This is a genomic window from Proluteimonas luteida (genome assembly GCF_021191695.1).
Classification (GTDB): Bacteria; Pseudomonadota; Gammaproteobacteria; order Xanthomonadales; family Xanthomonadaceae; genus Luteimonas; species Luteimonas luteida.
Genome location: NZ_JAIWPT010000009.1, coordinates 49,286 through 75,058 on the forward strand (window position 1 = coordinate 49,286; position 25,773 = coordinate 75,058).

A 25,773-nucleotide genomic window follows, 5' to 3' on the forward strand; every position below is an offset into this window, starting at 1 on the left:
CGCGCGAGTCCGGCCGACGCGCTCGGCTCGCGTACAATCGCGCCTGCTTCGCGGTGATCCGGCGGCATCCGCCGACGGATTGAAACGGGAAGCCGGTGACGACGCGCCTGTCGCGTCCATTCCGGCACTGCCCCCGCAACGGTAAGCGCGCATGGGAGTCCGCATCCGCCACTGTGCCCTCGGCATGGGAAGGCGCGGAATCCCGGGCCACCACGGCCCGGCGCGCAAGTCCGGAGACCGGCCACGAAGCCCGAACTGGTTGCGATGCGGCGGGCATCGTGGCGGCGCTCCGGGCCACTGTTGCCCGGCCGTCGGGCTGTCCGCCTGTCTCGTGATCTCCTCCCCTCGAACCGCGTGCGCGGGTGCACGCGACTGGAGACTCCCGATGCTGTTGCGTTCCCTGACCGCGGCCCTCGCCGCCGCGCTCGCCGCGCCTGTCGCCACCGCCGCCGACACCGCCGATGCCGGCGACCTCGATACCGTCCTCGTCACCGCCACGCGCACCGAAGGCACGCTGCGCGACACCCTGGTACCCGCGCAGGTCATCGACCGCGCCGAGATCGAACGCAGCCAGGCGCGCGACCTGCCGGAACTGCTGCGCGGCCGGGCCGGTCTCGATGTCGGCAACCAGGGTGGTCCAGGCAAGCTCAGCACCGTCTCGATCCGCGGCACCGAGGCAGACCACGTGCTGGTGCTGGTCGACGGCATCCGCATCGGCTCGGCGACGGCCGGACTGGCCGCGTTCCAGGACCTGCCGGTCGAGCAGATCGAACGCATCGAGATCGTCCGCGGCCCGCGCTCCAGCCTGTACGGCTCGGAGGCGATCGGCGGCGTGATCCAGATCTTCACCCGCCGCGACCATGGCGCGTGGACGCCGCGTTTCCGCGCCGGCGCCGGCAGCCACGGCCTGCGCGAGGCCAGCGCGGGCATCGGCGGCGGCATCGGCAGCGGCTGGTTCGGCGCCGACGTCGCCTACCGCAGGACCGACGGCATCGACGCCTGCCGCGGCACCGCCGCGGGCTGGGGGGCCGGCTGCTTCGTCGACGAGCCGGACCGCGACGGCTATCGCAACCGCTCGGCCAACCTGCGCGCCGGCGCCACGCTGGCCGAAGGCTTGGTGATCGAGGGCCACCTGCTGCACGCCGAGGCCGAGAACCGCTTCGACGGCAGCGTCTTCGGCGGCAACGAGGCCGACAACGTCCAGCAGGTCGTCGGCGGCAAGCTGGCATGGACCGCCGCCGAGCGCATCACCGTCACCGCCCAGGCCGGCCGCGCCCGCGACAAGTCCGACAATTACTTCAGCGACGGCAGCGCGCCGCGGCTGGCCGCCGGCAGCTTCGACACCACCCGCGACAGCGCGTCGCTGCAGGCCGATTTCGGCATCGCCGACGGTCATGTGCTGTCGACCGGCTACGACTGGCAGAAGGACCTGGTCGACAGCGACACCGGCTACGACGCGACCAGCCGGCGCAACATCGGCGTGTTCGCCGGCTATACCGGCCGGCTCGGCGCGCACCGGCTGCAGGCCAGCGTGCGCAACGACGACAACGCGCAGTTCGGCGGCCACTCGACCGGCAGCCTCGGCTGGGGCATGCAACTCGGCCACGGCCTGCGCCTGACCGCCAGCGCCGCGACCGGCTTCAAGGCGCCGACCTTCAACGACCTCTACTACCCGTTCTTCGGCAATCCGGACCTGCGGCCGGAAGAATCCGCCAGCTACAACCTCGGCATCAGCCAGGCCGGCGCCGGCTGGCGCTGGACGTTGGACGTGTACCGGACCGACGTCGACGACCTGATTTCCTACGACGCGGCGATCGGCCTGCCCAACAACGTCGACGAGGCGCGGATCCGCGGCGCCGAGGCCACCGTGTCCACGTCGCTGACCGGATTCGACCTGAACCTGCAGCTCAGCCACGTCGATCCGCGCAACCGCAGCGCGGGCGGCAACTTCGACAACCTGCTGGCGCGGCGCGCACGCAACAGCGGACGCATCGACCTGGACCGCGCATTCGGCGCCTTCCGTGCCGGCATCACCCTCAACGGCGCCGGCCACCGCTACGACGATGCCGCCAACAGCGTCCGCGTGGGCGGTTACGCGACCACCGACCTGCGCCTGGCGTATGCCGTGCATGCCGACTGGACCCTGGAGGCGCGCGCGACCAACGTGCTGGACCGCGACTACGAAACGGTCGCCTGGTACTACCAGCCGGGCCGCGAGTACGGCCTGGCGCTGCGCTGGCAGCCCGCCGGCCGCTGACGCAGGATCGGTGAACGGCCACCCCGATCCTGCGTAGGTCGGCCCCACGCGGCCGACGTGCACGGCGTTCCGGACTCGCGAGATGTCGAGTTCCCGGCGTCGGAGGCGTAGCCCCGACCTGCGATCGGGGCGCCGGAAATCGGCGAAAAGCCACGAAAAAAGCCCCGCGGATGCGGGGCCTTCTCCGACAACGCGGGACCGCCACTCAAGCCGCGGGGGCGACACCGGTGGCCTGGGCGCCCTTGGGCCCCTGGGTCACTTCGTAGCTGACCCGCTGCCCCTCCTGCAGCGAGCGGAAACCCGTCGAACTGATCGCGGAGTAATGCACGAACACGTCCGCGCTACCGTCCTCGGGCGCGATGAATCCGAATCCCTTCGCGTCGTTGAACCACTTCACTGTGCCGTATTGCATGAACGTCTCACCTCGTCTGGCTGCAGGATCGCCGCGCGGTCCGCAGGCGGCCGCGCGTGCCGGTCGAGTATGCAAAGCAAACCGCCGCCGATGCAATCACCCGGCCAGCAGGCGCCGCAGCAGCGCGGGAATGCCCGACGAGGCCGCGGCGACGTTGTCGAGCACGTTCTGGAAGGTGATGACCTCGTCGACCTGCGGGCCCGCGCCCGCGGCCCAGTTGGCGACGATCGCCAGGCACGCGTAGTCCAGGCCCAGTTCGCGGGCCAGGCCCGCCTCCGGCATGCCGGTCATGCCGACCAAGTCGCAGCCGTCGCGGCGCATGCGCGCGATCTCGGCGCGGGTTTCCAGGCGCGGTCCCTGGGTCGCGCCGTAGCAGCCGCCATCGACGAGATCGACGCCGGCCGCGCGCGCGGCCCGGAGCACCTCTGCGCGCAGCGCGGGCGTGTAGGGATCGCCGAAATCGACGTGCAGCACCTCGCCGCCCCTGCCGTCGTCGGCATCGCCCTCGGAGAACGTCGACACCCGGCCCCAGGTGTAGTCGATCAGCTGGTCGGGACAGGCGAGTACGCGCGGCGCGAAGCGTTCGGTGATGCCGCCGACGGTGTTGAGCGCGAGCACACGCGTCGCGCCGAGGGCCTGCAGCGCGGCGAGATTGGCGCGGTAGTTGATCCTGTGCGGCGGCACCGAATGGCCTTCGCCATGGCGTGCCAGGAACGCGACGCGCCTGCCGTCGAGCGTGCCGACGCGCACCGGGCCCGACAGCGCCCCGTAACGCGTGACCGGCTGGTGCGGTTCCACGTCCTGCAGGTCGGCCAGCCGGTAGAGGCCGGTGCCGCCGATGACGGCCAGATCGATGGAAGCGGGCATCGTGATTCCTCGTCCTGCGCCGGCACGCGCGCCGGCGATGATGGTGGCGCGCCGTCTACGCGTCGGCCAGCGCGTAGATCGCCGGCAGGTTGCGGCCCTGCTCGTGGAAGTCCATGCCGTAGCCGAACACGTAGCGGTCCGGCACGCTGACGCCGGCATAGTCGGCCTCGACCTCCTCGACGCGGCGGTCGTGGTCCTTGGTCGCCAGCACCGCGATGCGCACGTCGCTGGCGCCCTGGTCCTCGCACCAATGCTTGACCACCTTCAGCGTGTGGCCTTCGTCGAGGATGTCGTCGACCAGCAGCACGCGCCGGCCCTGCAGCGGCGTGGCCGGGCGGTGCAGCCAGGCCAGTCCGGAGCCGACGGTATTGCCGCGGTAGCGCGTGGCGTGCAGGTAGTCGAGTTCCACGTCGATCTCGTTCTCGCCCAGCGCCAGCGCCAGCTGCGCGGCGAACAGCATGCCGCCGTGCATCACGGTCAGGAACACCGGCGGCAGCTCGTCGTCGCCGTAGTCGTCGGCGATGTCCTCGGCCATCGCCTCGATCGCATCCTCGAGCTGCTCGCGGTCGAAGATCAGGTCGGCGGTGTCGAGCACGTCGTCGAGGCGCGGAATGTTCATGCCAGGTCTCCCAGTCGGCCCTGTACGGTGCCGTAATCGTTGCTGGCCAGCAGCCCGTCCCAGCCGAGCGCGCCGCGCCCGATCAGGCCGATCAGCGCCATGGTGTTGAGCTTGCGGCCTTCGACCGCAGCCAGCGATTCGGCGACCAGTTCCGGGTGGCAGACCAGCACCACGTCGCAGCCGGCGTCCAGGTGCGCATCGACCCGGGCCTTGACGCCGCCGGCCGAGAACGCCGCCGCCATGCCGATGTCGTCGGAGAATACGACGCCGCGGAAGTCCATCTCTTCGCGAAGGATGTCGTTGATCCAGCGCGGCGAGTAGCCCGCCGGCTCCGGCGCGACCTGCGGGTAGACCACGTGCGCCAGCATCACCGCATCGGCGCCGGCGTCGATGCCGGCGGCGAACGGCACCAGGTCGTGGGCGCGGATGTCGTCGAGGCTGCGGTTGTCGACCGCCTCGTCGAAATGGGTGTCCTCGCGCACCGAGCCGTGGCCGGGGAAATGCTTGAGCGTCGCCGCCATGCCGGCCTCGTGCATGCCTTCGATGTAGGCGCGGGTCAGCGCGGCGACGACCTGCGGGTCCTCGGAGAACGCGCGGTTGCCGATCGCCAGGTTGCCGTGGCCGACGTCGACCACCGGCGCGAAGCTCAGGTCGACGCGGGTCGCGCGGACCTCGCTGGCCATCAGCCAGGCGTGTTCGCGCGCCAGCGCCAGCGCGGCCTCGGGATCGGTGCGGTAGACCGCATCGAAGCCGGCCAGCGGCGGCAGCGCGGTATAGCCGTCCTGGAAGCGCTGCACCCGGCCGCCCTCCTGGTCCACGCAGACCAGCTGCGGCCGCGGCGCCGCGGCGCGGATCGCATCGGCCAGGTCGGCCACCTGCGCGCGCGAGGCGAAGTTGCGCTTGAACAGGATCACGCCGCCGCAGGCATCGTGCTGCAGCCAGTCGCGCTCCTGCGCGGTCAGTTCGGTGCCGGCCACGCCGATCACGAGCATCCGGGAATCTCCATCACGCGCCCGATGGCGCAGGCGCGCATTGTCGCAGATGCGGCGCGGCGCGACCGTCGGCGTTCGCGCGGGAAGGTCGAGGGTGAATCGAACGCCGTGGCGAGACCGTCACCTGACCGCCACCATGGTCGCAGCAGGCGGGCGGATTGCACTCGGCCACTCAGACGCGGCAGCCGTCGGGACCGCAACCGGCTGGATCGCCCGTCGCGGCATGCCCGCTGCCGTCGTCGCCCGCGCCGAGCGCCTGACGCAGCGTCGCGGCGAACGTCTCCGGCGACTGCGCACCCTGCACCGCAAGCCGGCCATCGATGACGAAGGTGGGAACCGCGCGGATGCCCATCGCCTGCGCCTGCGCGATCGCCGCGCGCACCTCGGCAAGCCCCTCCTCGCCCGCCAGCAGCGCACGCACGCGGGCTTCCGGCAGACCGCCCGCCGCGCCCGCGGCGACGAGCACGTCGGGGTCGGCCAGATTGCGGCCCTCGGCGAAATGCGCGTGGAACAGCGCTTCGCCGACCGCGTGCGTATCGCCTTCGCGCGCGGCCAGCGCCATCAGCCGGTGCGCCGGCAACGTGGTCACGCGCACCTGCCCGCGGTCGAAATCGAACGGCAGGCCCTCGGCGCGCGCGGTCCGCTGGTACCGGCGAGCAGTTCGGCCGTGCGCCGGGCGCCGCCGAACTTGCGCGCGTAGGCCTCGCGCAGCGGAACGGGCGTGGCATCGGCCTCGGGATCGAGCTGGTAGGGGTGCCAGTGCAGGTCGATCGGCGGCGCGTCGGTGCCGAGCAGGGCGATGCCCCGCTGCAGGCGGCGCTTGCCGATCCAGCACCACGGGCAGACGACGTCGGACCAGATGTCGACTCTCATCGCGGCATCATGCGTCCGGGACGGTCGTGGACAAGTCCGGGCCGCGCTCCGCGTCGTTCCATGCGGCATAGGGATGCGAGGCCAGCGCGAGGTTGTAGTAGCGCGGCGTGTCGGTGACCTCGGCGCCCGCCCACGGCGGCAGCGCGAACACCTCGTCGGCATCGTCGAGTTCGATCTCCGCGACCACCAGCCCGGCGTTGTCGCCGAGGAACTCGTCGACCTCCCACAGATGACCCTCGTGGCGCACGTAGTGGCGACGTTTCTCGACCCGCCCGCCGACGCACAGTTGCAGCAGCGAGCGCGCCTCGTCGACCGGCATCGGCAGTTCGTACTCCTGCCGGGTATGGCCGAGCTCGCGCGACTTGATGTTGAGGAATGCGCGCGCCCCCTCGATGCGCACCCGCACCGAGGCCTTCTGCGCGCCGCTGTCGACCGCCGCCAGATCGTTGAGATACCCCTGCGCCATCGGCACCACGTCGTGCGCCGCCGCGCGCCACGCGTCGGAGGTCACCAGGAATTTCCGTTCGATCTCGATGGCCATGCGGGGTCGGGGGTCGGAGATGGGGGAGCAGCACCGGTCCGCGCGAAATTGCGGAACGGCTGGATTCTAGCCCGGGAGACCGTCTACCCGATGGCGGGAAACCGGCCTCCCCTGGCCCCTGGCCTCCGGCCCCTGCTCACTACCCCTGCTTCTCGAACATCGCGATCGACTCGACGTGCGCGGTCTGCGGGAACATGTCCATGACCCCGGCCGCGCGCAGCGTCCAGCCGCGCTCGTTGACCAGATAGCCGGCATCGCGCGCCAGCGACGCGGGATGGCAGCTGACATAGACGATGCGCCGCAGGCCCTTGAGCGGCAACTGCCGGAGCACCGCGTCGGCGCCGGACCGCGGCGGGTCGAGCAGCAGCGTGTCGAAACCGGCGCGCATCCACGGCGCGTGCGACTGGTCCTGGGTCAGGTCGGCGGCGAAGAACTGCGCATTGGCCAGGCCGTTGTGCACGGCGTTCTCCCTCGCCCGCGCGACCAGCCCGGCCTCGCCCTCCACGCCGACCACCTCGCGCACCCGGCGCGCCAGCGGCAGGGTGAAATTGCCGAGCCCGCAGAACAGGTCCAGCACCCGGTCCCCGGGCTGCACGTCGAGCAGTTCCATCGTGCGCGCGATCATCGTCTCGTTGAGGCCGGCGTTGACCTGGATGAAATCCAGCGGCCGGAACCGCAGCTCCACGTCCCACGGCGGCAGCCGGAACGCCAGCGACGGCGCCTCGGGCCACAGCGGATGCACGCTGTCGATGCCGCCGGGCTGCAGGAAGATCGCGAAGCGGTGCGCCCGGCCGAACGCGGCCAGCGCGGCGAGATCGGACTCGACCAGCGGCTGCAGGTGCCGGAACACCAGCGCGACGCCGTCGAAGTCGGCCGTGGCGTCGCCGGCGATGAACTCGATCTGCGGGATCTGGCTGCGCGCGGCCAGGCCGTCGACCAGCGCCGACAGCGCCGGGATCACCGCCGCGATCGGCGCGATCACCGTGTGGCATTCGTGCAGGTCGGCGACGAAGCGTGGGTCGCGCTCGCGGAAACCGACCAGGGTCTTGTCCTTCTTCTCCACCCGGCGCACCGAGAAACGGCCCTTGCGCCGGTAGCCCCACTCGCGGTCGACCAGCGGCTCGAGCCAGCGTTCCGGGGTGACATGGCCGATGCGCTCGAAGTTCTCGCGCAGCACGCGCTGCTTGGCGAGGATCTGCTGGCCGGCGTCGAGATGCTGCAGCACGCAGCCGCCGCAGACGCCGAAGTGCGCGCAGCGCGGCGTCACCCGGTGCGGCGAGGCCTGCAGGACCTCGAGCGTGGTGGCCTCGTCGAAATGCCGCGAGCGTGCGGTGCGCACCGCCGTCACCCGCTCGCCCGGCAATGCGCCGGCAACGAACACCGCCTTGCCGTCGGCCAGGCGCGCGACCCCGCGGCCGTCGTGGGTCAGGTCGAGGATGTCGGCGGAGAACGGCGTCTGGTCCAGGCGTCGGGATCGGGCCACGTGGCGAAGGCTGCGTGCGAATGGCCGCCCATTGTCGCAGAAGCGCGGTGTGGTTCGGTCCCGGGGCAGCATGCGGAAGCCGGCATGGCCGGCAGCCCCGGGCAACGGCAGCGCGTCCCGGTCCCATCTCGCTGCAATCCGGAAAAACCGTCGTCCCCGCGCAGGCGGGGACGACGGTCCCGCTGGGCACCGAAGCCCTTCGCGCAACCGGCGTCGAAAGCGCGCGTCAAGGGCGACACCGCAACCGACCAGGCACCACCGGGCGAAGCGTCGCCTGGCAAGAACCACCGGAAACGACAACGCCGCCCGCAGGCGGCGCCGTCCGCTTACTTCTGCTTCCAGGTCCCGCCTTCCTGATACCACCAGCCACTGCGTGCACTGGCGATCCACTGCCGGGCGAACACGTCGCGGATCTGCGATTCCCATTCCGGATGGCCGTTGGCGACCGCGATCTCGCGGTACACCGCCTGGCGGTCGCGGTTGTCGTCGGCAACCGCGGCATTGACCGCGACCCGGTCCTTGATCGCCAGTTGCGAGGCATCGCGCACCACGATCAGGCCGTTGCCGCCGAAACCGAGCGCGCCGGAATCGAAATGCGGGCGCAGGGTGCTGTTGAAGCGCTGCTCCATGCGCGACTGGATCGCCTGGATGGCCGGCGTGCGGATGGTGATGTCGGGCGTCTGCGCCTGCGCGCTGCCGATGCCGAGCAGCAGCCACGGATCGAATCCGGGGCTGCGCAGCGCCATGCCGCCGCCCGGGACGGGCGCCTCCGGCTGCGCGGCGGGCGATGCGGCGGCCTCGCTGCCGATCACGTTCTCGACGAACTCGCGCGCGGCCTCCTTGGCCTCGGCCGCGGGGAAATACACATTGATCGTCACGCACGCGGTCAGCGCCAGCACCGCGGCGACCGGCAACCCAATCCAACGCGTCATCGCATCTCTCTCCTGTAGGGAACCCTGCACTGCGCTCAATCGAACACCGGGTCGACGTCGCCTCCGGCAACGGCGCCGAGGCGCTCGACCAGCGTCGGCCAGTCGACGTTGCGGTTGATGCCGACGACGTTGAGCCGTGGCAGTCCCGCACCTTCGACGATAGTAAAGGTGTTCTCCGCTGAACGCAGGCCGCCCATCCGGCAGACCTCGTTGCGCAACCGGCAGGCGACGCCGATGCGGCGGTAGCCGAAATCGTCGAACAGGCCGATCAGGCGGCCCTGCAGGCTGGTGACGAACGAGGCGTCGCCGACGCTGGAGATGTTCTGCACCGCGCGCTGGCTGATGCGCTGGCGCACGCCGCGCACCGGCTCGGTATGCAGCTCGGCGTCGAACGCGGTCGCGGTCCAGTCGACCAGGCGCAGGCCCGCGATGCGCCCGTGCAGGCGGCCGCTGATGCTGCCGAAGCCGAATACGTTAGTCATCGCGTGCAGGTCGAGGCCGATCAGGTCGAGGTCGCTGGTGACCGTGGGCGCGACGCCGAACGGGCGCTCGATCGACAGCTGCGAGACGTCGATGCGGCCGACGAACAGCTGCACCGACAGGCCGCCGTCGAAATCGATGCGGTTGTCGGCGTAGCGCACGGCCGGGATGCTGCCGCTGAGCTGGCCCTCGAACGGCGGCCAGTCCAGCGACTTCGCCAGCACGCCGATGTCCAGCCCGTCCAGCCGCAGCGCCGTCTGCACGCGCAGCCCGGTGCCGCCGGTCGGCGGCTCGATGACCAGCGACTCGAAGCCGATCTCGCCGTCGAGCAGCGACAGCGCGACCGGCTCGCGCAGCGTCAGCCGGCCCTGCCCGCTCTGCAGGCTCCACGCCGCGGCGTCGAACGGCAGGCCGTACAGGGTGCCGCCCTGCCAGGCGAACGCGCTGCGCACCGGCGCGCCGGCGGCGTAGCGGATGTCGCCGTTGAGCGCATCGAAGCGGAAGCGGCCGCCGCTGTCCTCCAGGTCCAGCGCATGCATGCGCAGGGCCACGGCATCGAGTTCGCCATCGGCCAGGACCAGCGTGGCGTCGAAGCCGCCGCGCAGCGCCAGCCCGGACAGCCCGGCCAGGCCCAGCCAGCCCGACAGGTAGCGCGCGGGCAGCGCGCCGGCATCGGTGCTCGCCACCTCCAGCGCGAGCGCGCGGATGTCGAATTCCGGCGACAGCCGCGCGCTGCCGTCGACCGTCAACGCCGCGCCGTCTCGCCAGTGCAGCCGCGGCAGCTGCCAGTCCTGGCCGTCGCTGCGCGCAAGATCGAAGCCGACCGCCACCGGCGTCTCCGGCAATGCGATGTAGGCGTTGCCGAACAGCAGCTCGCCACCCTGCAGCTGGCCATCGAGCCGCGCCTGCGTCGCCCCGGCCGGCAACCGCAGGTCGATTTCGAAGTCGCCACCGACACCGTCCGCGGCGACGCTGCCGTCGTCGGTCTCCAAAGCGACTCCACGCAGCGCCAGCCGGGCATCGACGTGCAGCGGACGATCGGCCGGCGCCTCCACCCGCACCCGGCCATCCACGCTGCCGCGCTGCAGCTGCGCCGCCGTCCAGGCCTGGGCGACCAGCGCCTGCGCCCACTGCACCGGGACCCGGCGCAGGTCGAGCGTGGTCAGATCCGGCGTGGCCGCATCGCGGTGCAGCGCAAGCGTAGCACCGGCACCGGCCAATGTTGCGTCGGTGGTCGCCGCGCCCAGGTCCACGGCCAGGCGCAGCGGCGCGCCGCGGCCGCTGCGGATCTCGCCGTCGCACAGCCAGCGGACGTCGGCATCGTCCACGCGCACCCGCTGCAGCGGGCATTCCCAGGCCAGATCGCGATAGGCGTACCCCAGCTCGCCAGCGTCCACCCGCCCGGCCTGCAGCCGCAACCGGCCATGTCCGGCGCCAGCGGGCCGGGCCAGTTCGACGCGGACGTCCTCGAGCGTCGCCACCGGCGTGGCGATCCGCTCGATCCGCGCGCGCACCGCCTGCGCCTGCGCATCCGGCACACAGGCCGGCAACAGGGTTAGGATCAGCAGCAGGCGCGGCATCATGCGCCGCAGAATAGCGCCGTCGCATCGAGGACCCGATGAACCGATTGCTGCTGGTCGAGGACGACCCCACGAGCCGCGGCTTCCTGCAGGCCGCCACCACCGCGCTGCCGGCCGAGGTCGACACCGCCGATTCGCTGGCATCGGCGCATGCGCTTGCCGCGCGCGAGCCGCACGACCTGTGGCTGATCGATGCCAACCTGCCCGATGGCACCGGCATCGAACTGCTGGCACGGCTGCGTGCCGAAGGCCTGCAGACCCCGGCGATCGCGCATACCGCGGCGCGCGAACCGGAGGTACTGGCCGCGTTGCGGGCCGCCGGTTTCGCGCTGGCGGTCAGCAAGCCGCTGTCGGCACAGGCCTGGCGCGATGCGATCCGCCAGGTGCTGGACCTGCCGGCAACCGGTCCGGCAGCGGACGAGGCACCCGCTGCCGATGCCGCGCCCGCGGAGCGGCCGCTGTGGAACACGGTGGCCGCACTGGCCGCGGTGGGCGGCGTCGCCGACAACGCCGCGGCGCTGCGCGGCCTGTTCCTCGGCGAACTGCCGGCGACCCGCGCCGCGGTCGAGAACGCCGCCCGCGATGGCGATGCCGACGCCCTGCAGGGCGCGCTGCACAAGCTGCGCGCGGGGTGCGGCTTCGTCGGCGCCGACCGGCTGTGCGATGCCGCGGCGGCGCTGCACGCAGCGCCCGGATCGGCGCATGCGCTGGACGATTTCCTGCGGACCCTGGACGCGACGCTCGCCAGCGCCTGACGCATCGCGTGACGCATGCCGTTGCACGGCGCGCACATGCGGGGCCGGACTCGACCGGTCGATTGCGGAAGTCCTCGGTGTTCGGTGGCGGGTCGAGACCCGCCCCGCCCGGGAGGCAATCCACGCGATGGAAAGACGGGGCCGCGCGGGGATGGCGATGGATGCGGGGATCCGGCACACACCCACGCAGCGGCCGGTCAGCGGCGCGCGAGTTCCGCGGCCAGTTCCCACGACTTGAGGCCGCGTCCGCCAAGATGGTGCGCCAGCACCGCGCGCATCGCCCGGCGCAGGCTGGCGAGATCCTCGGCGCCGGGCATCTGGTCGGCGGCAAGCGCCAGCAGGCCGCGCCCGGTCGCCGCGCCGCCGCGGTCGGCGGCGCCGCTGTCATGGCGGATGCGGCGCGGCCCGTGCTCGGGATCGAGGCGATAGCGCGCGGCCGGGTCGATGCCGGCGCCGTCGCCGTCGGCATCGAGGGCGAAGCCGACGCCGAGCGCCTCGAGCAGGTCGCGCTCGAACCGGCGCAGCGTCCATGCCAGCGGCGCCACGTCGCGCAGGCGTTCGCGGACCTCGCCGAAGACCGCATACAGCGCCGGCACCGGGTCCTGGCGCGGCGCCAGGCGCAGCACCAGCTCGCTGACGTAGAAACCGGCCAGCATCGCGTCGCCGGACAGCCGCGGCGCGGCATCGAGCGATTCGGCGCTACGCAGCTGGGCCAACTCGCCGCGCTGCACCGCCGACAGGCGAATGTGCTGCAGCGGCTGCAGCGCCGCGCGCAGCACGTGGCGCTTCGGCCCCTGCACGCCGCGCGCGACCAGGCCGATGCGGCCGTGGTCCCGGGTCAGTACCTCGACCAGCAGGCTGGTCTCGCGCCAGGGCCGGGCGTGCAGCACATGGGCCGGCTCGTCGTCGATGCGCATGGCGCGATGCCGGGTGCGGCGGCCGCCTGGCCGCTCAGCCGGCGACGCCGATCCGGGCGAGGAACTCGGCTTCGGTCAGGCGCTCGGTCTGGTTGGCGAAGTCGTACCAGCCCGGCTTGGCGTCGACGAAGATCTCCAGGTTGAAGCGCGCATCGGGCAGCGCGTCGAACAGCCCGCTGGCGACATAGTGGCCGCCGTCGCCGAGGCTGCGATAGAACAGGTGGCTGCCGCAGCGGCTGCAGAACACGCGTTCGGCCCATTCCGACGAGGGGTAGCGCGCGACCAGGTCCGCGCCTCGCTCGATGCGCAGGTCGGTGCCGCCATGCAGCACCAGCGCAGGGCCGCCGCCCCAGCGCCGGCACATGCCGCAGTGGCAGGCGCTGACGTCATCAGCGCCTGCCGGCACGCTCAACGCCACGCCGTCGCACAGGCAGTGCCCTTCGAGTCGTCCGCTTTCGCCCATTGTCGAGGTCTCCGTGAATGCAATAGGAAAAAGCGCCGGCTCAATCGCCGTAGCCGAGCGCCTTGAGCGCGGCCTCGTCGTCGGACCAGCCCTCGCGCACGCGCACCCAGGTCTCGAGGAAGACCTTGGCATCGAACAGCCGCTCCATCTGCAGCCGCGCCTTGGTGCTGATCTCCTTGAGCCGGCTGCCGCCCTTGCCGATGACGATGGCCTTCTGCCCTTCGCGCTCGACCCAGATCACCGCGCCGATGCGCAGCATCGTGCCGTCGACGACGAAGGACTCGATCTCCACCGTGGTCGCGTACGGCAGCTCGTTGCCGAGCTGGCGCATCAGCTGCTCGCGGACCAGCTCGCCGGCGAGGAAGCGCTGGCTCTTGTCGGTGATCTCGTCCTCGGCATACAGCGACGGCTGCTCGGGCAGCAGCGGCATCAGGGTCGACACCAGCTGGTCCAGGCCCTTGCGCTTGAGCGCCGACAGCGGCACCACGCCGGCAAAATCGCGCCCCTCGCTGACCTTCTGCAGGTACGGCAGCAGTGCGGTCTTGTCCTTGATCCGGTCGACCTGGTTGACGACCAACACCACCGGCACGCCGGCATCGTGCAGCGCGTCGAAGGCCAGCGTGTCCTCCTCGTCCCAGCGCCCGGCCACGACCACCAACAATGCCGCGTCGACGCCCTCCAGCGCACCGCGCGCGGCGCGGTTCATGATCCGGTTCATCGCCCGCTTCTGTTCGCGGTGGATGCCTGGGGTGTCGACCAGCAGCAGCTGCCCCTGCGGGTAGCTGGCAATGCCCAGCAGCCGGTGGCGCGTGGTCTGCGGCCGGTTGGAGACGATGCTGACCTTGGCGCCGACCAGCGCGTTGACGAGCGTGGACTTGCCGACGTTGGGTCGGCCGATGACGGCGACGAAGCCGGCGTGGTGGGGCGCATTGGGAAGATCGGTCATGCGCGCATTCTACGGAATGCCGAGGGCCGGCAGGACGCGGCGGGATTGACGGGCCTTCCGCGACGCACTTTCCGTCGTCCCCGCGAAGGCGGGGACGACGGATGGACGTATCGGTGCACCAGCCCCTCGCGATTCAGCGGCTGGCGTCGAGCATCCCCAGCACCGCCTCGGCCGCCTGCTGCTCGGCGGCGCGGCGCGAGGTTCCCTCGCCTTCGGCGGCGATCGACACGTCGGCCAGCACGCAACGGACCAGGAACACCTTGGCGTGTTCCTCGCCGCCCTCCGACAGCAGTTCGTAGACCGGCAGCGGCCGCTGCCGCGCCTGCAGCCATTCCTGCAGGCGGGTCTTGGCGTCCTTGGCGATGCGTCCGGTCGCCAGCGCGGCGATCGCGCGGTCGAACAGCGGCAGCACGGTCGCGCGGCAGGTGTCGAGGTCGGAATCGAGGTAGACCGCGGCGATCACCGCCTCCAGCGCATCGGACAGGATCGAGTCGCGACGGTGGCCGCCCGATTTCATCTCGCCCGGGCCGAGCACCAGCCGCGCACCGAGATCGAGCTCGCGCGCGACCGCGGCCAGCGAGGACTCACGGACCAGTTCGGCGCGCGCGCGGGTCAGCGTGCCCTCGTCCGCGGCCGGCCAGCGCGTGAACAGCACCTCGGCGATCAGCGCGCCGAGGATGGCGTCGCCGAGGAATTCCAGCCGTTCGTTGTGCGGGGCGCCGGCGCTGCGATGCGTCAGCGCCTGCTGCAGCAGGCCGGGGTCCCGGAACACATGGCCCGCGAACCTGCCCTGCTGGCGGTCAAGTCCCGTCGCCACCGCGTGCAAGCGTCTGCGTGGCGTGGAACTTGCCGACGACATCGAGGTTGCCGACCATCGGCTTGCGCACCTCGTATTCCACATCCATCTGCCAGCCGCTGTCGACCCGGCGCAGCTTGACGTTGTTCGGCTTCACGTTCTCCGAATAGCTGATGTACAGCCGGCGGAAGAACAGGTCCTGGATGCGCGCCGGGTCCGCGCTGGCGATCCCGCTTTCCTGGGACAGGCCCTTGAGCGCTGACTTGACGCTGTAGTACTCCGAATACATCGGAAACAGCTTCATGCCGATGTAGGCGGCGAAGCCGACGACTGCCAGGACGATGACGAATCCCAGCAGGGTGATGCCGCGTTGCGTGCGTTTCATGGACGTCCCCTCGAAGCCCGATAGCGTGCGGTCAGCGGATGCCCTGACCGATCCTTCCCCAATCCACCCAGCCCGGTGCGGAGCTGTCGACGTTCATCCAGATCAGGAACGCCTTGCCGCGCAGCTGGCTCTCGGGAAGCGTACCCCAGAACCGGCCGTCGTCGCTGCGGTCGCGGTTGTCGCCCATGACGAAATAATGGCCCTGCGGCACGGTCCAGGTGCCCTCGCCCAGGTGGAACGGCGCGGCCTGGTCGATGTGCAGGATCTCGTGGGCGCGATCCGGCATCTGCTCGGTATACAGCGACGCGCCGGTCATCTCGCGGCCGCGGCCGACGCCCTCGTAGGTGCCTTCGCGCTGGTAGGCGAACGGCACGCCGTTGACCGAGATCTGGTTGTCGCGGAACTCGACGGTGTCGCCCGGCAACCCGATCACGCGCTTGATCCAGTCCTGGTCGGGCTGGTGCGGCGGCCGGAACACGACCACGTCGCCGCGCGCGGGCTCGCCGATGTCGATGACCTTCCGGTTGGTGATCGGCAGGCGGATGCCGTAGCTGAACTTGTTGACCAGGATGAAGTCGCCGATCAGCAGCGTCGGCATCATCGAGCTGGACGGGATGCGGAACGGCTCGGCGACGAAGCTGCGCAGGATCAGCACCACGAACAGCACCGGGAAGAACGCCCGCGAGTAGTCGACGAGGACCGGCTCCTTCGGCTCCAGAAGTCCGGCCTTGCGCGCGCGGCGCCTGGCCAGCACCAGCCGGTCGAGCAGCCAGATGACGCCGGTGAGCAGCGTCAACACGACCAGTGCGGTCTCAAACCATTTCATGCAGATCCTCGCAACACCGGGTCGGACGGCCGCACCGCGGCCGCCGCTATGAAAACACGAATCAGGACTCGCGCGACGTGCTCAGCACCGCGAGGAAAGCCTCCTGCGGAATCTCCACGCGGCCGACCTGCTTCATCCGCTTCTTGCCTTCCTTCTGTTTCTCGAGCAGCTTCTTCTTGCGCGAAATGTCGCCACCATAGCACTTGGCCAGCACGTTCTTGCGCATCGCCTTGACCGTGGTGCGGGCGATGATCTGCGAGCCGATCGCGGCCTGGATGGCCACGTCGAACTGCTGCCGGGGGATCAGTTCGCGCATCTTCTCGGTCAGCTCGCGGCCGCGACGGTCGGCGTGCTGGCGATGCACGATCAGGCTCAGCGCATCGACCTTGTCGCCGTTGATCAGCGTGTCCACGCGCACGAACGGGCCGGCCTGGAAACGCAGGAAGTGGTAGTCCAGCGACGCGTAGCCGCGGCTCACCGACTTGAGCTTGTCGAAGAAGTCCAACACCACCTCGGCCATCGGCAGCTCGTAGCTGATCTGCACCTGGCTGCCCATGTAGCTGATGCCGATCTGGCTGCCGCGCTTCTCCTCGCACAGGGTGATCACGTTGCCGACGTAGTCCGGCGGGGTGAGGATGTTGGCGCGGATGATCGGCTCGCGGATCTCCTCGACCTGGTTGATCGGCGGCAGCTTGGCCGGGTTGTCGAGGGTCAGGATCGTGCCGTCGGTCTTGAGCACCTCGTAGACCACCGTCGGCGCGGTGCTGATCAGGTTGAGGTTGTACTCGCGCTCCAGCCGCTCCTGCACGATCTCCATGTGCAGCATGCCGAGGAAGCCGCAGCGGAAGCCGAAGCCCATCGCTTCCGAGCTTTCCGGTTCGAAGCGCAGCGCGGCGTCGTTGAGCCGCAGCTTGTCCAGCGCCTCACGCAGGTCCGGGTAGTCCTCGGCGTCGACCGGGAACAGCCCGGCGAACACCCGCGGCTGCATTTCCTGGAAGCCCGGCAGCGGCTTGTCGGCCGGATCGGAGGCCAGGGTCAGCGTGTCGCCGACCGGCGCGCCGTGCACGTCCTTGATGCTGGCGTGGATCCAGCCCACCTCGCCCGCGCCGAGCCTGGTCAGGTCCTTGCGCTTGGGGGTGAACACGCCGACCTTGTCGACCAGATGGGTGCGCCCGGTCGACATCACCAGGATCTTGCTGCCGGGCACGATCTCGCCCTGCATGACCCGCACCAGCGAGACCACGCCCAGGTAGTTGTCGAACCAGGAGTCGATGATCAGCGCCTGCAGCTTGTCGGTGTCGCGCGGCTGCGGCGGCGGGATGCGCTTGACGATCGCCTCCAGCACGTCGCCGACGTTGAGCCCGGTCTTGGCGCTGATCGCGACCGCGTCCTCGGCGTCGATGCCGATCACCGCCTCGATCTCGGCCTTGGCACGCTCGATGTCGGCGGTCGGCAGGTCGATCTTGTTGAGCACCGGCACCACTTCCAGGCCCTGCTCCACCGCGGTGTAGCAGTTGGCGACCGACTGCGCCTCGACGCCCTGGGCCGCGTCGACGACCAGCAGCGCGCCCTCGCAGGCGGCCAGCGAGCGGCTGACCTCGTAGGAGAAGTCGACGTGGCCGGGGGTGTCGATAAAGTTCAGGTGGTAGGTCTGGCCATCCTTCGCCACGTATGGCAGCGACACCGACTGCGCCTTGATGGTGATGCCGCGCTCGCGCTCGATCGGGTTGGAGTCGAGCACCTGCGCTTCCATCTCGCGGGCCTGGAGCCCGCCGCAGAGCTGGATGATGCGGTCGGCCAGCGTCGACTTGCCGTGGTCGACGTGGGCGATGATGGAGAAGTTGCGGATGTTCCGCATCGGATCGGAGGTCATGGATCGGCGGCCGGGCCGTCGGCGCTGGGTAACGGGCGATTATCGCATAGCCGGGACGGCGCGACGCCGCGTCCGCGACAGGCAGGGCCCGGACATGCGAAGGCCCGCCGCGTTGCCGGGCGGGCCTTCGTCATTAATGGCGCAACCGGCCGCTCAGCGTGCGTCGGACGGCACCGCCACCGCGCGGTACTGGGTCACCCCGCCGCGGCCGCGGATCAGCAGCATCACCGTGTCGCCCGGCTTGACGCCCTGCAGGGCCCGCTCCAGCGCCGCGGCGCTTTCGACCGGCGTGCGCCCGACCCGCAGGACCACGTCGCCGGGGGCGATGCCGGCGCTGGCGGCGGCGCCGCGGCCGACACCGGCGATCAGCACGCCCTCGCCGTCCGGCAGGCCGTACTGGCGGCGCTGCGCCGGCTCCAGGTCGCGCCCGGTGATGCCCAGCGCGTTGGCCGCCTGCGGCGACGACGGCGCGGCCCGGTCCTGCGCGCCGCGCGAGGGCGTGGCCCCGGCGAGTTGCTCGTCGAGCTGGCTCAGGGTGACGTCGAATTCGCGCGTGCGCCCGTCGCGCAGCACCGACAGCTTGACCCGCGTCCCCGGCGCCTTGTTGCCGATCAGCGGCGGCAGGTCGCTGGAGGTGTTGATCGCGGTGCCGTCGACCGCGCGGATCACGTCGCCGGGCTCGATGCCGGCCTTCTCCGCCGGGCTGCCCGGCTGCACGCTGTTGACCAGCGCGCCGCGCGTGTCGGGCAGGCCGAAACCCTCGACCGCCTCGCGGGTGATCGGTTCGACGATGACGCCGACCTGCCCGCGCTGCACCGACCCGGTCTTCTTGATCTGCTCGGCGACGTTCGACGCGATGTCGATCGGAATCGCGAAGCTGACGCCCATGTAGCCACCGGAGTTGCTGAAGATCTGCGAATTGATGCCGATGACCTCGCCGGCGACGTTCAGCAGCGGGCCGCCGGAGTTGCCGCGATTGATCGGCACGTCGGTCTGGATGAACGGCACGTAGCGCTGGTTGGCGTACTGGTTGGAACGCTGCACCGCACTGACGATGCCGGCGGTCACCGACTGCTCGAAGCCGAACGGCGAGCCGATCGCGACCGCCCACTGGCCCGGCTTGACCGTCGCCGCATCGCCCATGCGCAGCATCGGCAGGCCGGTGGCGTCGATCTTCAGCACCGCGACGTCGGACTCGGCATCGCTGCCGACGACCTTGGCGGTGAACTCGCGCCGGTCCGACAGGCGCACCTTGACCTCGTCCGCGCCTTCGACGACGTGGTGGTTGGTCAGCAGGTAGCCGTCGGAGGAGATCAGGAAGCCGGTGCCCATCGAGACGCCGCGCGGCGCGTTGTCGGGCACGCCCGGCTGGCCCGGGAACGGGAAGCCCGGAAGCATGCGCCGGAAGATCTCCGGGATCTGCTCGTCATCGGGCAGTTGCTGGCCACGCTGCGACTGGCGCGGGCCGACCGTCGACTCGATGCTGACCACCGCCGGGCCGACCTGCTCGACCAGCCGGGTGAAGTCCGGCAGTCCGGACACCAGTGGCGCCTGCGGCGTCGAGGACACGGTGTTGCTGGTATCGGCCTGGGGGGTCGCGCCGGACTGCGCGGTCGCCGCCGGCAGCACCAGGGCGGTCGTCGCCGCGGACAGCACCGCGACCAGCGACACGGCAAGCAGGGATTTCTTTATCGAGGTCATGCGATCGACTCTTCAAGCGGAAAAGCGGGGATAGCGGCGCGCCGGCCTCACCGGGACGCCGCACTTGTGCATGTGGGCACCGGAACGCGATCGCAATATCGAATCGATATGCGGCGTGCGTGCCGGCCGAAGATGTCAGGGCGTCGTACCCGGTTCGCTGCGCGCCGCGGCCGGCTCGACCGGAAAGCTGGGCAGCACGCCGCTGCCGGTCTGCGCACCGGCCCACGACGGTGCCGGGAACGCGTCGTCGTAGCGCACCGAGAACGTCTGCCCGCCATCGAGTCCGGGCATCGCCGCACGCGGCCACGGGCGCGCACCGACCGGCGCGGCGGGCAACGCGAACGGCGCATCGTCGCGCGCGACCAGTTGCAGCTGCGCACCGGCATCGGCCTGCGCGGCGTCGGGCACGAACCCGGCGACGGTTGTTGCCTGCGGACGCGGCGGCGCGGCGGCCGCCACGGCACGGGCACCGCTGTCCTGCTGCGCCTGCTGCACGCGCAGCGCGGCGCGCTGGGACTGGCCGCGCGCGCTGCGGCGCTCGCCATTGTTGCGTCGGGGCAGTTCGGCCACGGCGACCGCGGCGCCGGCGACGGCGAGCGCGGCCGCGGCATCCGGCGATTGCGGGGCCTCCGCCGGCGCCTGCGCGAGCATCGCGCCGGCATCGGCCAGCGGATCGCCGGCCCGGCCTTCGGCCACGGCATCGGAGGCACCGGCCACGGCGCCGTCCGCATTGCCCGCGGCCACGCTGGCCACCTGCGGCAGCTCGTCGGCATTGCCCAGTTCGCCCGGCACCGAGGTGCGGCCGACGAACAGGGCCACCAGCGCGACCGAGGCCGCCAGCGCGGCGCCGCCGCCCCAGCGCAGCAGGCGCGGACGGCGCGCCACATCGGCCGCGACCACCGCGACGCTGTCGCCGGCGGCGATGCCGCGGGTCACCCGCTCGGCGAAATCGGTCGGCAGCAGCGAGACCCGGCGGCCGCGCAGCACGTCGCCGCAGACCTGCCAGCGCTCGAAGCACGCGGAGAGTTCGACATCGTGCTGCAGGCGGCGGCGCATGAAGCGCGCCTGGTCCTGCGACAGCTCGCCATCGAGCATCGCCGACAGCTGCTGGCGATGGTAGATCTCGAGTTTGTCCGGGTCGGGCCCGATCTGCAGGGCGTCGAGGTCGTCGGAAGGGCTCATCGTGTCACGCGCTCCACACTGGTCTGGTTGTCCATCAAGGGTCTGAGTTCCCGGTCGATCGCTTCGCGGGCCCGGAAGATGCGCGAGCGCACGGTGCCGATCGGGCAGCCCATGCGCTCGGCGATCTCCTCGTAGCTGAGGCCATCGACCTCGCGCAGATTGATCGCCACACGCAGTTCCTCGGGCAAGGCTTGGACCGCGCGCATCACCGTTTGTTCCAGCTGCTGCCGCATCAGTTCACGTTCCGGCGTGTCGCTGTCGCGCAGGCGGATGCCGGCGTCGTACTGCTCGGCGTCCTCGATGTCGATGTCGTCGGTCGGCGGACGGCGGTTGTGGGCGACGAGATGGTTCTTGGCGGTGTTCACTGCGATGCGGTGCAACCAGGTGTAGAACTGGGCGTCGCCCCGGAAATTGCCGATCGCGCGATAGGCGCGGATGAAGGTCTCCTGGGCGACGTCCTGGACCTCGCTCCAGTCCTGCACGTATCGCCCGATCAGCGCGGCGATGCGATGCTGGTACTTGCGCACCAGCAGGTCGAATGCCGCGGTGTCGCCGTTCTGGACACGCTTGACCAGTTCGGCGTCGAGCTGCTGGCGTTCGTTGGTGCTGTCGCGTTCTTCGGCCATCGGGCCGGTACTCCTTGGTGGCCCGGCCTGTGACGACATGACCGGCATTGAGACAGGTGACTGCGCTGAAAGTTCCGTCACGGGCGATGTGGCATGTTTGCCCCGCAACCGTGATCCATCCTTGGGGCGCCTTGCCCGCGCCACAAGCCACGGTGTCCATCCGGATGTCGACGGCCGCCGCCGGCCGGTACTTCGGGGGACATGCCCGCGCCGGGCATGTCTTCCACCGTGTTCCGTTCCACGCCTTGTTTCAAGCGGTCCGTTTCAAGCGGCGATTTGACTCCGGCAAATCAACCTCGGGATCATAGGCGGATTCCCCATACCCTAACGGATGGTGCCGTATGTTTGCAGGCCTCGACGGGCTTCGCTTCAGCCACTGGCAAGCAGAGCTCCGCGACGACGGTGTGCTGGTGCTGGCGTTCGACCGTGCCGGCGAGTCGGTCAACACCTTCGCCCAGGACGTGCTGATCGAGCTCGACGCGCTGCTCGAACGCATTGCCTTGGACCCGCCCAAGGCGGTGGTGATCCGCTCGGCCAAGCAGCGCGGCTTCATCGCCGGCGCGGACATCCGCGAGTTCCAGCGGTTCGACGAACAGGGCACGATCGGCGATTCGATCCGCCGCGGCCAGGACGTGTTCCAGCGCCTGGCCGACCTGCCCTGCCCGACCGCCGCGGCGATCCACGGCTTCTGCATGGGCGGCGGCACCGAGATCTCGCTGGCCTGCGACTACCGCGTCGCCAGCAACGACGCCTCCACCCGCATCGGCCTGCCGGAAGTGAAGCTGGGCATCTATCCCGGCTGGGGCGGCAGCGTGCGCCTGCCGCGCCTGGTGGGCGCGCCGGCGGCATTCGACATGATGCTGACCGGCCGCACGCTGTCGGCGTCGGCGGCGAAGGCGATCGGCCTGGTCGACCGGGTCGTCGAGCCGGCGCTGGTCGTCGATGCGGCGGCGACGCTGGCGCGCAAGGGCACGACGCGGCCGCTGAAGCAGCGCTTCCTCGGCTGGGCGACCAACCTCTGGCCGGTGCGCCAGGTCCTCGCTCCGGTGCTGGTCAAGCAGGTCGCGCGCAAGGCCAGGAAGCAGCACTATCCCGCGCCGTACGCGATGATCGAAACCTGGCGCCGGGCCTCCGGCGACACCCGCGCCCTGCTGGCGGCCGAACGCCGGTCGGTGGTCAAGCTGGCCGGCACCCCGACCGCGCGCAACCTCACCCGCGTGTTCTTCCTGATGGAGCGGCTCAAGGGCCTGGGCGGCAAGTCCGCCGAGCGGCAGCCGCCGATCCGCCGGGTGCACGTGGTCGGCGCCGGCGTCATGGGCGGCGACATCGCCGCATGGTCGGCCTACAAGGGGTTCGAGGTCACGCTGCAGGACCGCGAGCAGCCGTTCATCGACAAGGCCCGGGAACGCGCGGCCAAACTGTTCGAGAAGAAGGTCAAGGACCCGGCCAAGCGCCCGGAAGTCGCCGCGCGGCTGCGCTCGGACCTGGACGGCGAAGGCGTGCCCGAGGCCGACCTGGTGATCGAGGCGATCGTCGAGAACGCCGACGCCAAGCGCAGCCTGTATGCCGGACTCGAGCCCAAGCTGAAGGAAGACGCGCTGCTGACCACCAATACCTCGTCGATCCCGCTCGACGAACTGCGCAGCGGGGTACGGCGCCCGGCGCTGTTCGCCGGCCTGCACTACTTCAACCCGGTGGCGTCGATGCCGCTGGTGGAGATCGTCATGCACGACGCCGTCTCCGACGACACCGCGCAGCGGCTGGCGGCGTTCTGCAAGGCGCTCGACAAACTGCCGGTGCCGGTTGCCGGCACGCCCGGCTTCCTGGTCAACCGCCTGCTGTTCCCGTACATGCTGGAAGCAGCGACGGCCTACGCCGAAGGCATCCCGGGCAAGGCGATCGACAGGGCGGCGGTCGATTTCGGCATGCCGATGGGCCCGATCGAGCTGATCGACACCGTCGGCCTGGACGTCGCCTCGGGCGTCGGCCAGGAACTGGCGCCGTTCCTCGGCCTGCAGATCCCCGAATCGCTGGCCACCCCGCCCGAGGCCGGCAAGCGCGGCAAGAAGGACGGCCAGGGTCTGTACGCCTGGGAGGACGGCAAGCCGAAGAAGCCGGACCTGCCCAAGGACTACCGGGCGCCCGAGGACCTGCAGGACCGCCTGGTCCTGCCGCTGCTCAACGAGGCGGTCGCCGCGCTGCACGACGGCGTGGTCGCCGATGCCGACCTGCTCGATGCGGGCGTGATCTTCGGCACCGGCTTCGCCCCGTTCCGCGGCGGCCCGATCCAGTACATCCGCGAGACCGGCGCCGATGCGGTGCTGGAACGCCTGAAGACCCTGCAGGCACGGCATGGCGAGCGTTTCGCGCCGCGCCCGGGCTGGGACAATCCGGCGCTGCGCGACTGAGAGGCTGCGGGCAATTCGCCCGCCGACTGCAGCGCCGCCGGCGCCGTGGCGGCGGCGCGACCGGCGTCAGAACCGCGACGAGGCCAGCTCGACGTCGGCGTTGCGCCAGGCTTCCGCGAACTGCTTCCGCACTTTCTCGGCGTCCGGCCGGCGCTGCATTTCCAGGCTTCTGGCCAGCCCGAACAGCGACCAGCCGTTCCCGGGATTGCGCCGCAGTTCCTCGCGATAGACCGCTTCGGCATCGGCGGCGCGCCCGGCCTCGAGCAGGACCGCGCCCAGCGTCTGCCGCACCGGTGCGTGCCAGCCGGGCGGTTCGTCGTAGGGAATGCCGTCCTCGATCGCCACGGCTTCGTGCAGTGCCGCGACCGCATCGCCGTACTGCCCGCGCGCCGCGGCCAGTTCCGCAGTGACCGTGCGCTCGGCGATGCGCGCCGCATGCGCCAGCGGATAGCGGTCCCAGACCAGCAACCGGTCCATCGCCGGGTCCGCGGCGAGCGGGCGCAACAGGGCGAGATGGCCTTGCGCGTCGTCCAGCCGCTGCTGGCGCACCGCGGCCAGCGCCTGCGCGTAATGCCAGATCGCGGTGGCGTAAGGCAGGTCGGACGCCGGATTCGGCACGTCCGCGATCTCGTGCCAGCGGCCGAAGCGCACGCGGTCGAACCACGGCGTCAGCCAGTAGTGCTGCAGGCCGGCGAAGCCCGGTTCGCGCATCAACGCCTGCAGGTCGGTGCGCTCGGCGGTGGTCGATGCTGCCGCTTTCGCCACCGAGGCGTTGCCCTCCATGCTCGCCGCGAACCACAGGAAGTGGTGGTTGTGCGGCACGTAGCCGAGCGGGTACACGCCCCGGGTGTTGCTGCGGCACAGCGCGAGATAGGCATCGTCGGCCTCGATCGCGCGCTGGTTGGCGAGCACCGCATCGTGCCAGCGGCCGACACGCGCGTAGATGTGCGCGGGCATGTGCACGAGGTGGCCCGACCCGGGCACCAGCGTGCGCAGGCGGTCGGCGGCGGCCGCGCCACGCTGCGGATCGGCTGAGGCTTCGACCGCGTGCACGTACAGGTGCAGCGCGCCGGCGTGGTCGGGATCACGCGCGATCACCGATTCCAGCGTCCGCACCACTTCCGCCGTATGGCCTTTCGGTTGCCGTTGCGCGTCGTAGTAGTCCCATGGCTGCAGGTCCATCAGCGATTCGGCGAGGAACACCGCGGCGTCGAGGTCGTCGGGCCGCCTGCGCATGAGTTCGCGGGTGGCCTCGGCATAGGCCTCGTCGAGCGCGCGGCGGTCCTCCGGCGGGTGTTCCGCGTAGCGCGACGACAGCGCTTCGATGAAGGCCCGCTCGCGTTCGCCTGCTTTCGGCGCCAGTTCGCGCGCGCGCTGCAGGCGCTGCCAGGCATTGGCGTTGTCGGCCGGGTCCATCGCCGCGTTGACGTGCGGACCCAGTACCAGCGACGCGCCCCACCAGCACATCGCGCAGTCCGGATCGAGTTCGGCAGCCTTGAGGAACGAACGTTCCGCGGCGTCGTGGTTGAAGCCGTAGGCCAGCATCATCCCCTGGTCGAACCAGCGCTGCACTTCGGGCCGCGCCGTCGTCACCGGAAAGTGGTAGTCGCCGAGACCTTCGAGCAGATGCGCTCCGATCATCGCCATCTCGGGCGGCGAAACTGCCGGCTCCACCGCCCCGGGACCTTCCCGCCCGCACCCGGCACAGGCAAGCGCGAGCAAGGCGACGTTGCACGACGATGCCAAGAAAGCCGGAACCCGCATGGCGACCCCCAGGGAAACATGGACCCGCCTGTGAAAACGCTGCGGCCGGATGTGAACGGACATCCGGCTGGCGCGATTCCGGTTGGGACAGGCAG

The 25,773-nt window shown here is 70.9% G+C and carries 22 protein-coding genes, 1 pseudogene and 1 riboswitch; of the genes and pseudogenes, 3 read left to right on the forward strand and 20 right to left on the reverse strand.

The window, feature by feature from the left end:
* The first annotated feature begins 34 nt into the window (after positions 1-34).
* A riboswitch (cobalamin riboswitch) is annotated at positions 35-260 on the forward strand.
* A 125-nt stretch (positions 261-385) separates the two neighbouring features.
* The gene (gene btuB, locus LDO26_RS09460) at positions 386-2,257 is read left to right on the forward strand and encodes a TonB-dependent vitamin B12 receptor (RefSeq protein WP_232130846.1); all 1,872 of its coding nucleotides are present in this window, start codon (positions 386-388) and stop codon (positions 2,255-2,257) included.
* A 205-nt stretch (positions 2,258-2,462) separates the two neighbouring features.
* Here btuB and LDO26_RS09465 read toward each other — a convergent pair whose 3' ends face one another.
* The 9 genes and pseudogenes from LDO26_RS09465 to LDO26_RS09505 form a co-directional block, all read right to left on the reverse strand.
* Complete coding sequence (locus tag LDO26_RS09465) at positions 2,463-2,669, reverse strand: cold-shock protein (protein ID WP_232130847.1); 207 nt, start codon at positions 2,667-2,669, stop codon at positions 2,463-2,465.
* 96 nt (positions 2,670-2,765) lie between these two features.
* Positions 2,766-3,536, reverse strand: coding sequence for an S-methyl-5'-thioinosine phosphorylase (locus LDO26_RS09470; protein WP_232130848.1), 771 nt, complete (start codon positions 3,534-3,536; stop codon positions 2,766-2,768).
* A 55-nt stretch (positions 3,537-3,591) separates the two neighbouring features.
* Entirely contained in the window at positions 3,592-4,155 is a 564-nt protein-coding gene (locus LDO26_RS09475; protein ID WP_232130849.1) for a hypoxanthine-guanine phosphoribosyltransferase, read from the reverse strand.
* Complete coding sequence (gene nagZ, locus LDO26_RS09480; protein WP_232130850.1) at positions 4,152-5,147, reverse strand: beta-N-acetylhexosaminidase; 996 nt, start codon at positions 5,145-5,147, stop codon at positions 4,152-4,154. The genes LDO26_RS09475 and nagZ overlap by 4 nt, the downstream gene beginning before the upstream one ends.
* Positions 5,148-5,319: 172 nt before the next feature.
* Positions 5,320-6,020, reverse strand: a pseudogene (locus LDO26_RS09485) (DsbA family oxidoreductase).
* Between the two features lie 7 nt (positions 6,021-6,027).
* Entirely contained in the window at positions 6,028-6,561 is a 534-nt protein-coding gene (locus LDO26_RS09490) for a CYTH domain-containing protein (protein ID WP_232130851.1), read from the reverse strand.
* Positions 6,562-6,700: 139 nt separating this feature from the next.
* On the reverse strand, positions 6,701-8,044 hold the full coding sequence (gene rlmD / locus LDO26_RS09495) for a 23S rRNA (uracil(1939)-C(5))-methyltransferase RlmD (protein WP_232130852.1): 1,344 nt from the start codon (positions 8,042-8,044) through the stop codon (positions 6,701-6,703).
* A 326-nt stretch (positions 8,045-8,370) separates the two neighbouring features.
* Complete coding sequence (locus tag LDO26_RS09500; protein ID WP_232130853.1) at positions 8,371-8,976, reverse strand: YdbL family probable chaperone protein; 606 nt, start codon at positions 8,974-8,976, stop codon at positions 8,371-8,373.
* Between the two features lie 35 nt (positions 8,977-9,011).
* A complete protein-coding gene (locus LDO26_RS09505; protein WP_232130854.1) occupies positions 9,012-11,036 on the reverse strand; it encodes an AsmA-like C-terminal region-containing protein in 2,025 nt (674 codons plus the stop codon).
* 38 nt (positions 11,037-11,074) lie between these two features.
* Here LDO26_RS09505 and LDO26_RS09510 point away from each other — a divergent pair, with 38 nt between their 5' ends.
* A complete protein-coding gene (locus LDO26_RS09510; RefSeq protein ID WP_232130855.1) occupies positions 11,075-11,791 on the forward strand; it encodes a response regulator in 717 nt (238 codons plus the stop codon).
* A 197-nt stretch (positions 11,792-11,988) separates the two neighbouring features.
* Here the strand turns inward: LDO26_RS09510 and recO are convergent, their stop codons facing one another.
* The 10 genes from recO to rpoE all read right to left on the reverse strand — a co-directional run bounded on the left by recO (position 11,989) and on the right by rpoE (position 21,506).
* On the reverse strand, positions 11,989-12,708 hold the full coding sequence (gene recO / locus LDO26_RS09515) for a DNA repair protein RecO (protein ID WP_232130856.1): 720 nt from the start codon (positions 12,706-12,708) through the stop codon (positions 11,989-11,991).
* A 34-nt stretch (positions 12,709-12,742) separates the two neighbouring features.
* A complete protein-coding gene (locus tag LDO26_RS09520; protein WP_232130857.1) occupies positions 12,743-13,171 on the reverse strand; it encodes a GFA family protein in 429 nt (142 codons plus the stop codon).
* A 40-nt stretch (positions 13,172-13,211) separates the two neighbouring features.
* Complete coding sequence (era, locus tag LDO26_RS09525; RefSeq protein ID WP_232130858.1) at positions 13,212-14,117, reverse strand: GTPase Era; 906 nt, start codon at positions 14,115-14,117, stop codon at positions 13,212-13,214.
* Between the two features lie 133 nt (positions 14,118-14,250).
* On the reverse strand, positions 14,251-14,934 hold the full coding sequence (rnc, locus tag LDO26_RS09530; protein ID WP_232130859.1) for a ribonuclease III: 684 nt from the start codon (positions 14,932-14,934) through the stop codon (positions 14,251-14,253).
* A complete protein-coding gene (locus LDO26_RS09535) occupies positions 14,918-15,298 on the reverse strand; it encodes a DUF4845 domain-containing protein (RefSeq protein WP_232130860.1) in 381 nt (126 codons plus the stop codon). Before LDO26_RS09535 ends, rnc begins: the two co-directional genes overlap by 17 nt.
* Positions 15,299-15,329: 31 nt before the next feature.
* Positions 15,330-16,124 (reverse strand): signal peptidase I, encoded by a 795-nt coding sequence (gene lepB, locus LDO26_RS09540; protein ID WP_232130861.1) that lies wholly within the window; start codon positions 16,122-16,124, stop codon positions 15,330-15,332.
* A 61-nt stretch (positions 16,125-16,185) separates the two neighbouring features.
* On the reverse strand, positions 16,186-17,997 hold the full coding sequence (gene lepA, locus LDO26_RS09545; RefSeq protein ID WP_232130862.1) for a translation elongation factor 4: 1,812 nt from the start codon (positions 17,995-17,997) through the stop codon (positions 16,186-16,188).
* Between the two features lie 153 nt (positions 17,998-18,150).
* Entirely contained in the window at positions 18,151-19,698 is a 1,548-nt protein-coding gene (locus tag LDO26_RS09550) for a DegQ family serine endoprotease (protein ID WP_343226169.1), read from the reverse strand.
* A 135-nt stretch (positions 19,699-19,833) separates the two neighbouring features.
* Positions 19,834-20,880 (reverse strand): sigma-E factor negative regulatory protein, encoded by a 1,047-nt coding sequence (locus LDO26_RS09555; protein ID WP_232130863.1) that lies wholly within the window; start codon positions 20,878-20,880, stop codon positions 19,834-19,836.
* On the reverse strand, positions 20,877-21,506 hold the full coding sequence (gene rpoE, locus LDO26_RS09560) for an RNA polymerase sigma factor RpoE (protein ID WP_232130864.1): 630 nt from the start codon (positions 21,504-21,506) through the stop codon (positions 20,877-20,879). Before rpoE ends, LDO26_RS09555 begins: the two co-directional genes overlap by 4 nt.
* 341 nt (positions 21,507-21,847) lie before the next feature.
* On the opposite strand from rpoE, the gene LDO26_RS09565 reads away from it, so the two are divergent.
* On the forward strand, positions 21,848-23,914 hold the full coding sequence (locus tag LDO26_RS09565; protein ID WP_232130865.1) for a 3-hydroxyacyl-CoA dehydrogenase NAD-binding domain-containing protein: 2,067 nt from the start codon (positions 21,848-21,850) through the stop codon (positions 23,912-23,914).
* A 66-nt stretch (positions 23,915-23,980) separates the two neighbouring features.
* Here the strand turns inward: LDO26_RS09565 and LDO26_RS09570 are convergent, their stop codons facing one another.
* Complete coding sequence (locus tag LDO26_RS09570) at positions 23,981-25,555, reverse strand: tetratricopeptide repeat protein (protein ID WP_232130866.1); 1,575 nt, start codon at positions 25,553-25,555, stop codon at positions 23,981-23,983.
* Positions 25,556-25,773 lie beyond the last annotated feature (218 nt).

Coding starts and splice junctions, on each gene's coding strand:
- btuB (WP_232130846.1), top strand. CDS start 386: ATGCTGTTGCGTTCCCTGACCGCGGCCCTCGCCGCCGCGCTCGCCGCG.
- LDO26_RS09465 (WP_232130847.1), bottom strand. CDS start 2,669: ATGCAATACGGCACAGTGAAGTGGTTCAACGACGCGAAGGGATTCGGA.
- LDO26_RS09470 (WP_232130848.1), bottom strand. CDS start 3,536: ATGCCCGCTTCCATCGATCTGGCCGTCATCGGCGGCACCGGCCTCTAC.
- LDO26_RS09475 (WP_232130849.1), bottom strand. CDS start 4,155: ATGAACATTCCGCGCCTCGACGACGTGCTCGACACCGCCGACCTGATC.
- nagZ (WP_232130850.1), bottom strand. CDS start 5,147: ATGCTCGTGATCGGCGTGGCCGGCACCGAACTGACCGCGCAGGAGCGC.
- LDO26_RS09490 (WP_232130851.1), bottom strand. CDS start 6,561: ATGGCCATCGAGATCGAACGGAAATTCCTGGTGACCTCCGACGCGTGG.
- LDO26_RS09500 (WP_232130853.1), bottom strand. CDS start 8,976: ATGACGCGTTGGATTGGGTTGCCGGTCGCCGCGGTGCTGGCGCTGACC.
- LDO26_RS09505 (WP_232130854.1), bottom strand. CDS start 11,036: ATGCCGCGCCTGCTGCTGATCCTAACCCTGTTGCCGGCCTGTGTGCCG.
- LDO26_RS09510 (WP_232130855.1), top strand. CDS start 11,075: ATGAACCGATTGCTGCTGGTCGAGGACGACCCCACGAGCCGCGGCTTC.
- recO (WP_232130856.1), bottom strand. CDS start 12,708: ATGCGCATCGACGACGAGCCGGCCCATGTGCTGCACGCCCGGCCCTGG.
- LDO26_RS09520 (WP_232130857.1), bottom strand. CDS start 13,171: ATGGGCGAAAGCGGACGACTCGAAGGGCACTGCCTGTGCGACGGCGTG.
- era (WP_232130858.1), bottom strand. CDS start 14,117: ATGACCGATCTTCCCAATGCGCCCCACCACGCCGGCTTCGTCGCCGTC.
- LDO26_RS09535 (WP_232130860.1), bottom strand. CDS start 15,298: ATGAAACGCACGCAACGCGGCATCACCCTGCTGGGATTCGTCATCGTC.
- lepB (WP_232130861.1), bottom strand. CDS start 16,124: ATGAAATGGTTTGAGACCGCACTGGTCGTGTTGACGCTGCTCACCGGC.
- lepA (WP_232130862.1), bottom strand. CDS start 17,997: ATGACCTCCGATCCGATGCGGAACATCCGCAACTTCTCCATCATCGCC.
- LDO26_RS09550 (WP_343226169.1), bottom strand. CDS start 19,698: ATGACCTCGATAAAGAAATCCCTGCTTGCCGTGTCGCTGGTCGCGGTG.
- LDO26_RS09555 (WP_232130863.1), bottom strand. CDS start 20,880: ATGAGCCCTTCCGACGACCTCGACGCCCTGCAGATCGGGCCCGACCCG.
- rpoE (WP_232130864.1), bottom strand. CDS start 21,506: ATGGCCGAAGAACGCGACAGCACCAACGAACGCCAGCAGCTCGACGCC.
- LDO26_RS09565 (WP_232130865.1), top strand. CDS start 21,848: ATGTTTGCAGGCCTCGACGGGCTTCGCTTCAGCCACTGGCAAGCAGAG.
- LDO26_RS09570 (WP_232130866.1), bottom strand. CDS start 25,555: ATGATCGGAGCGCATCTGCTCGAAGGTCTCGGCGACTACCACTTTCCG.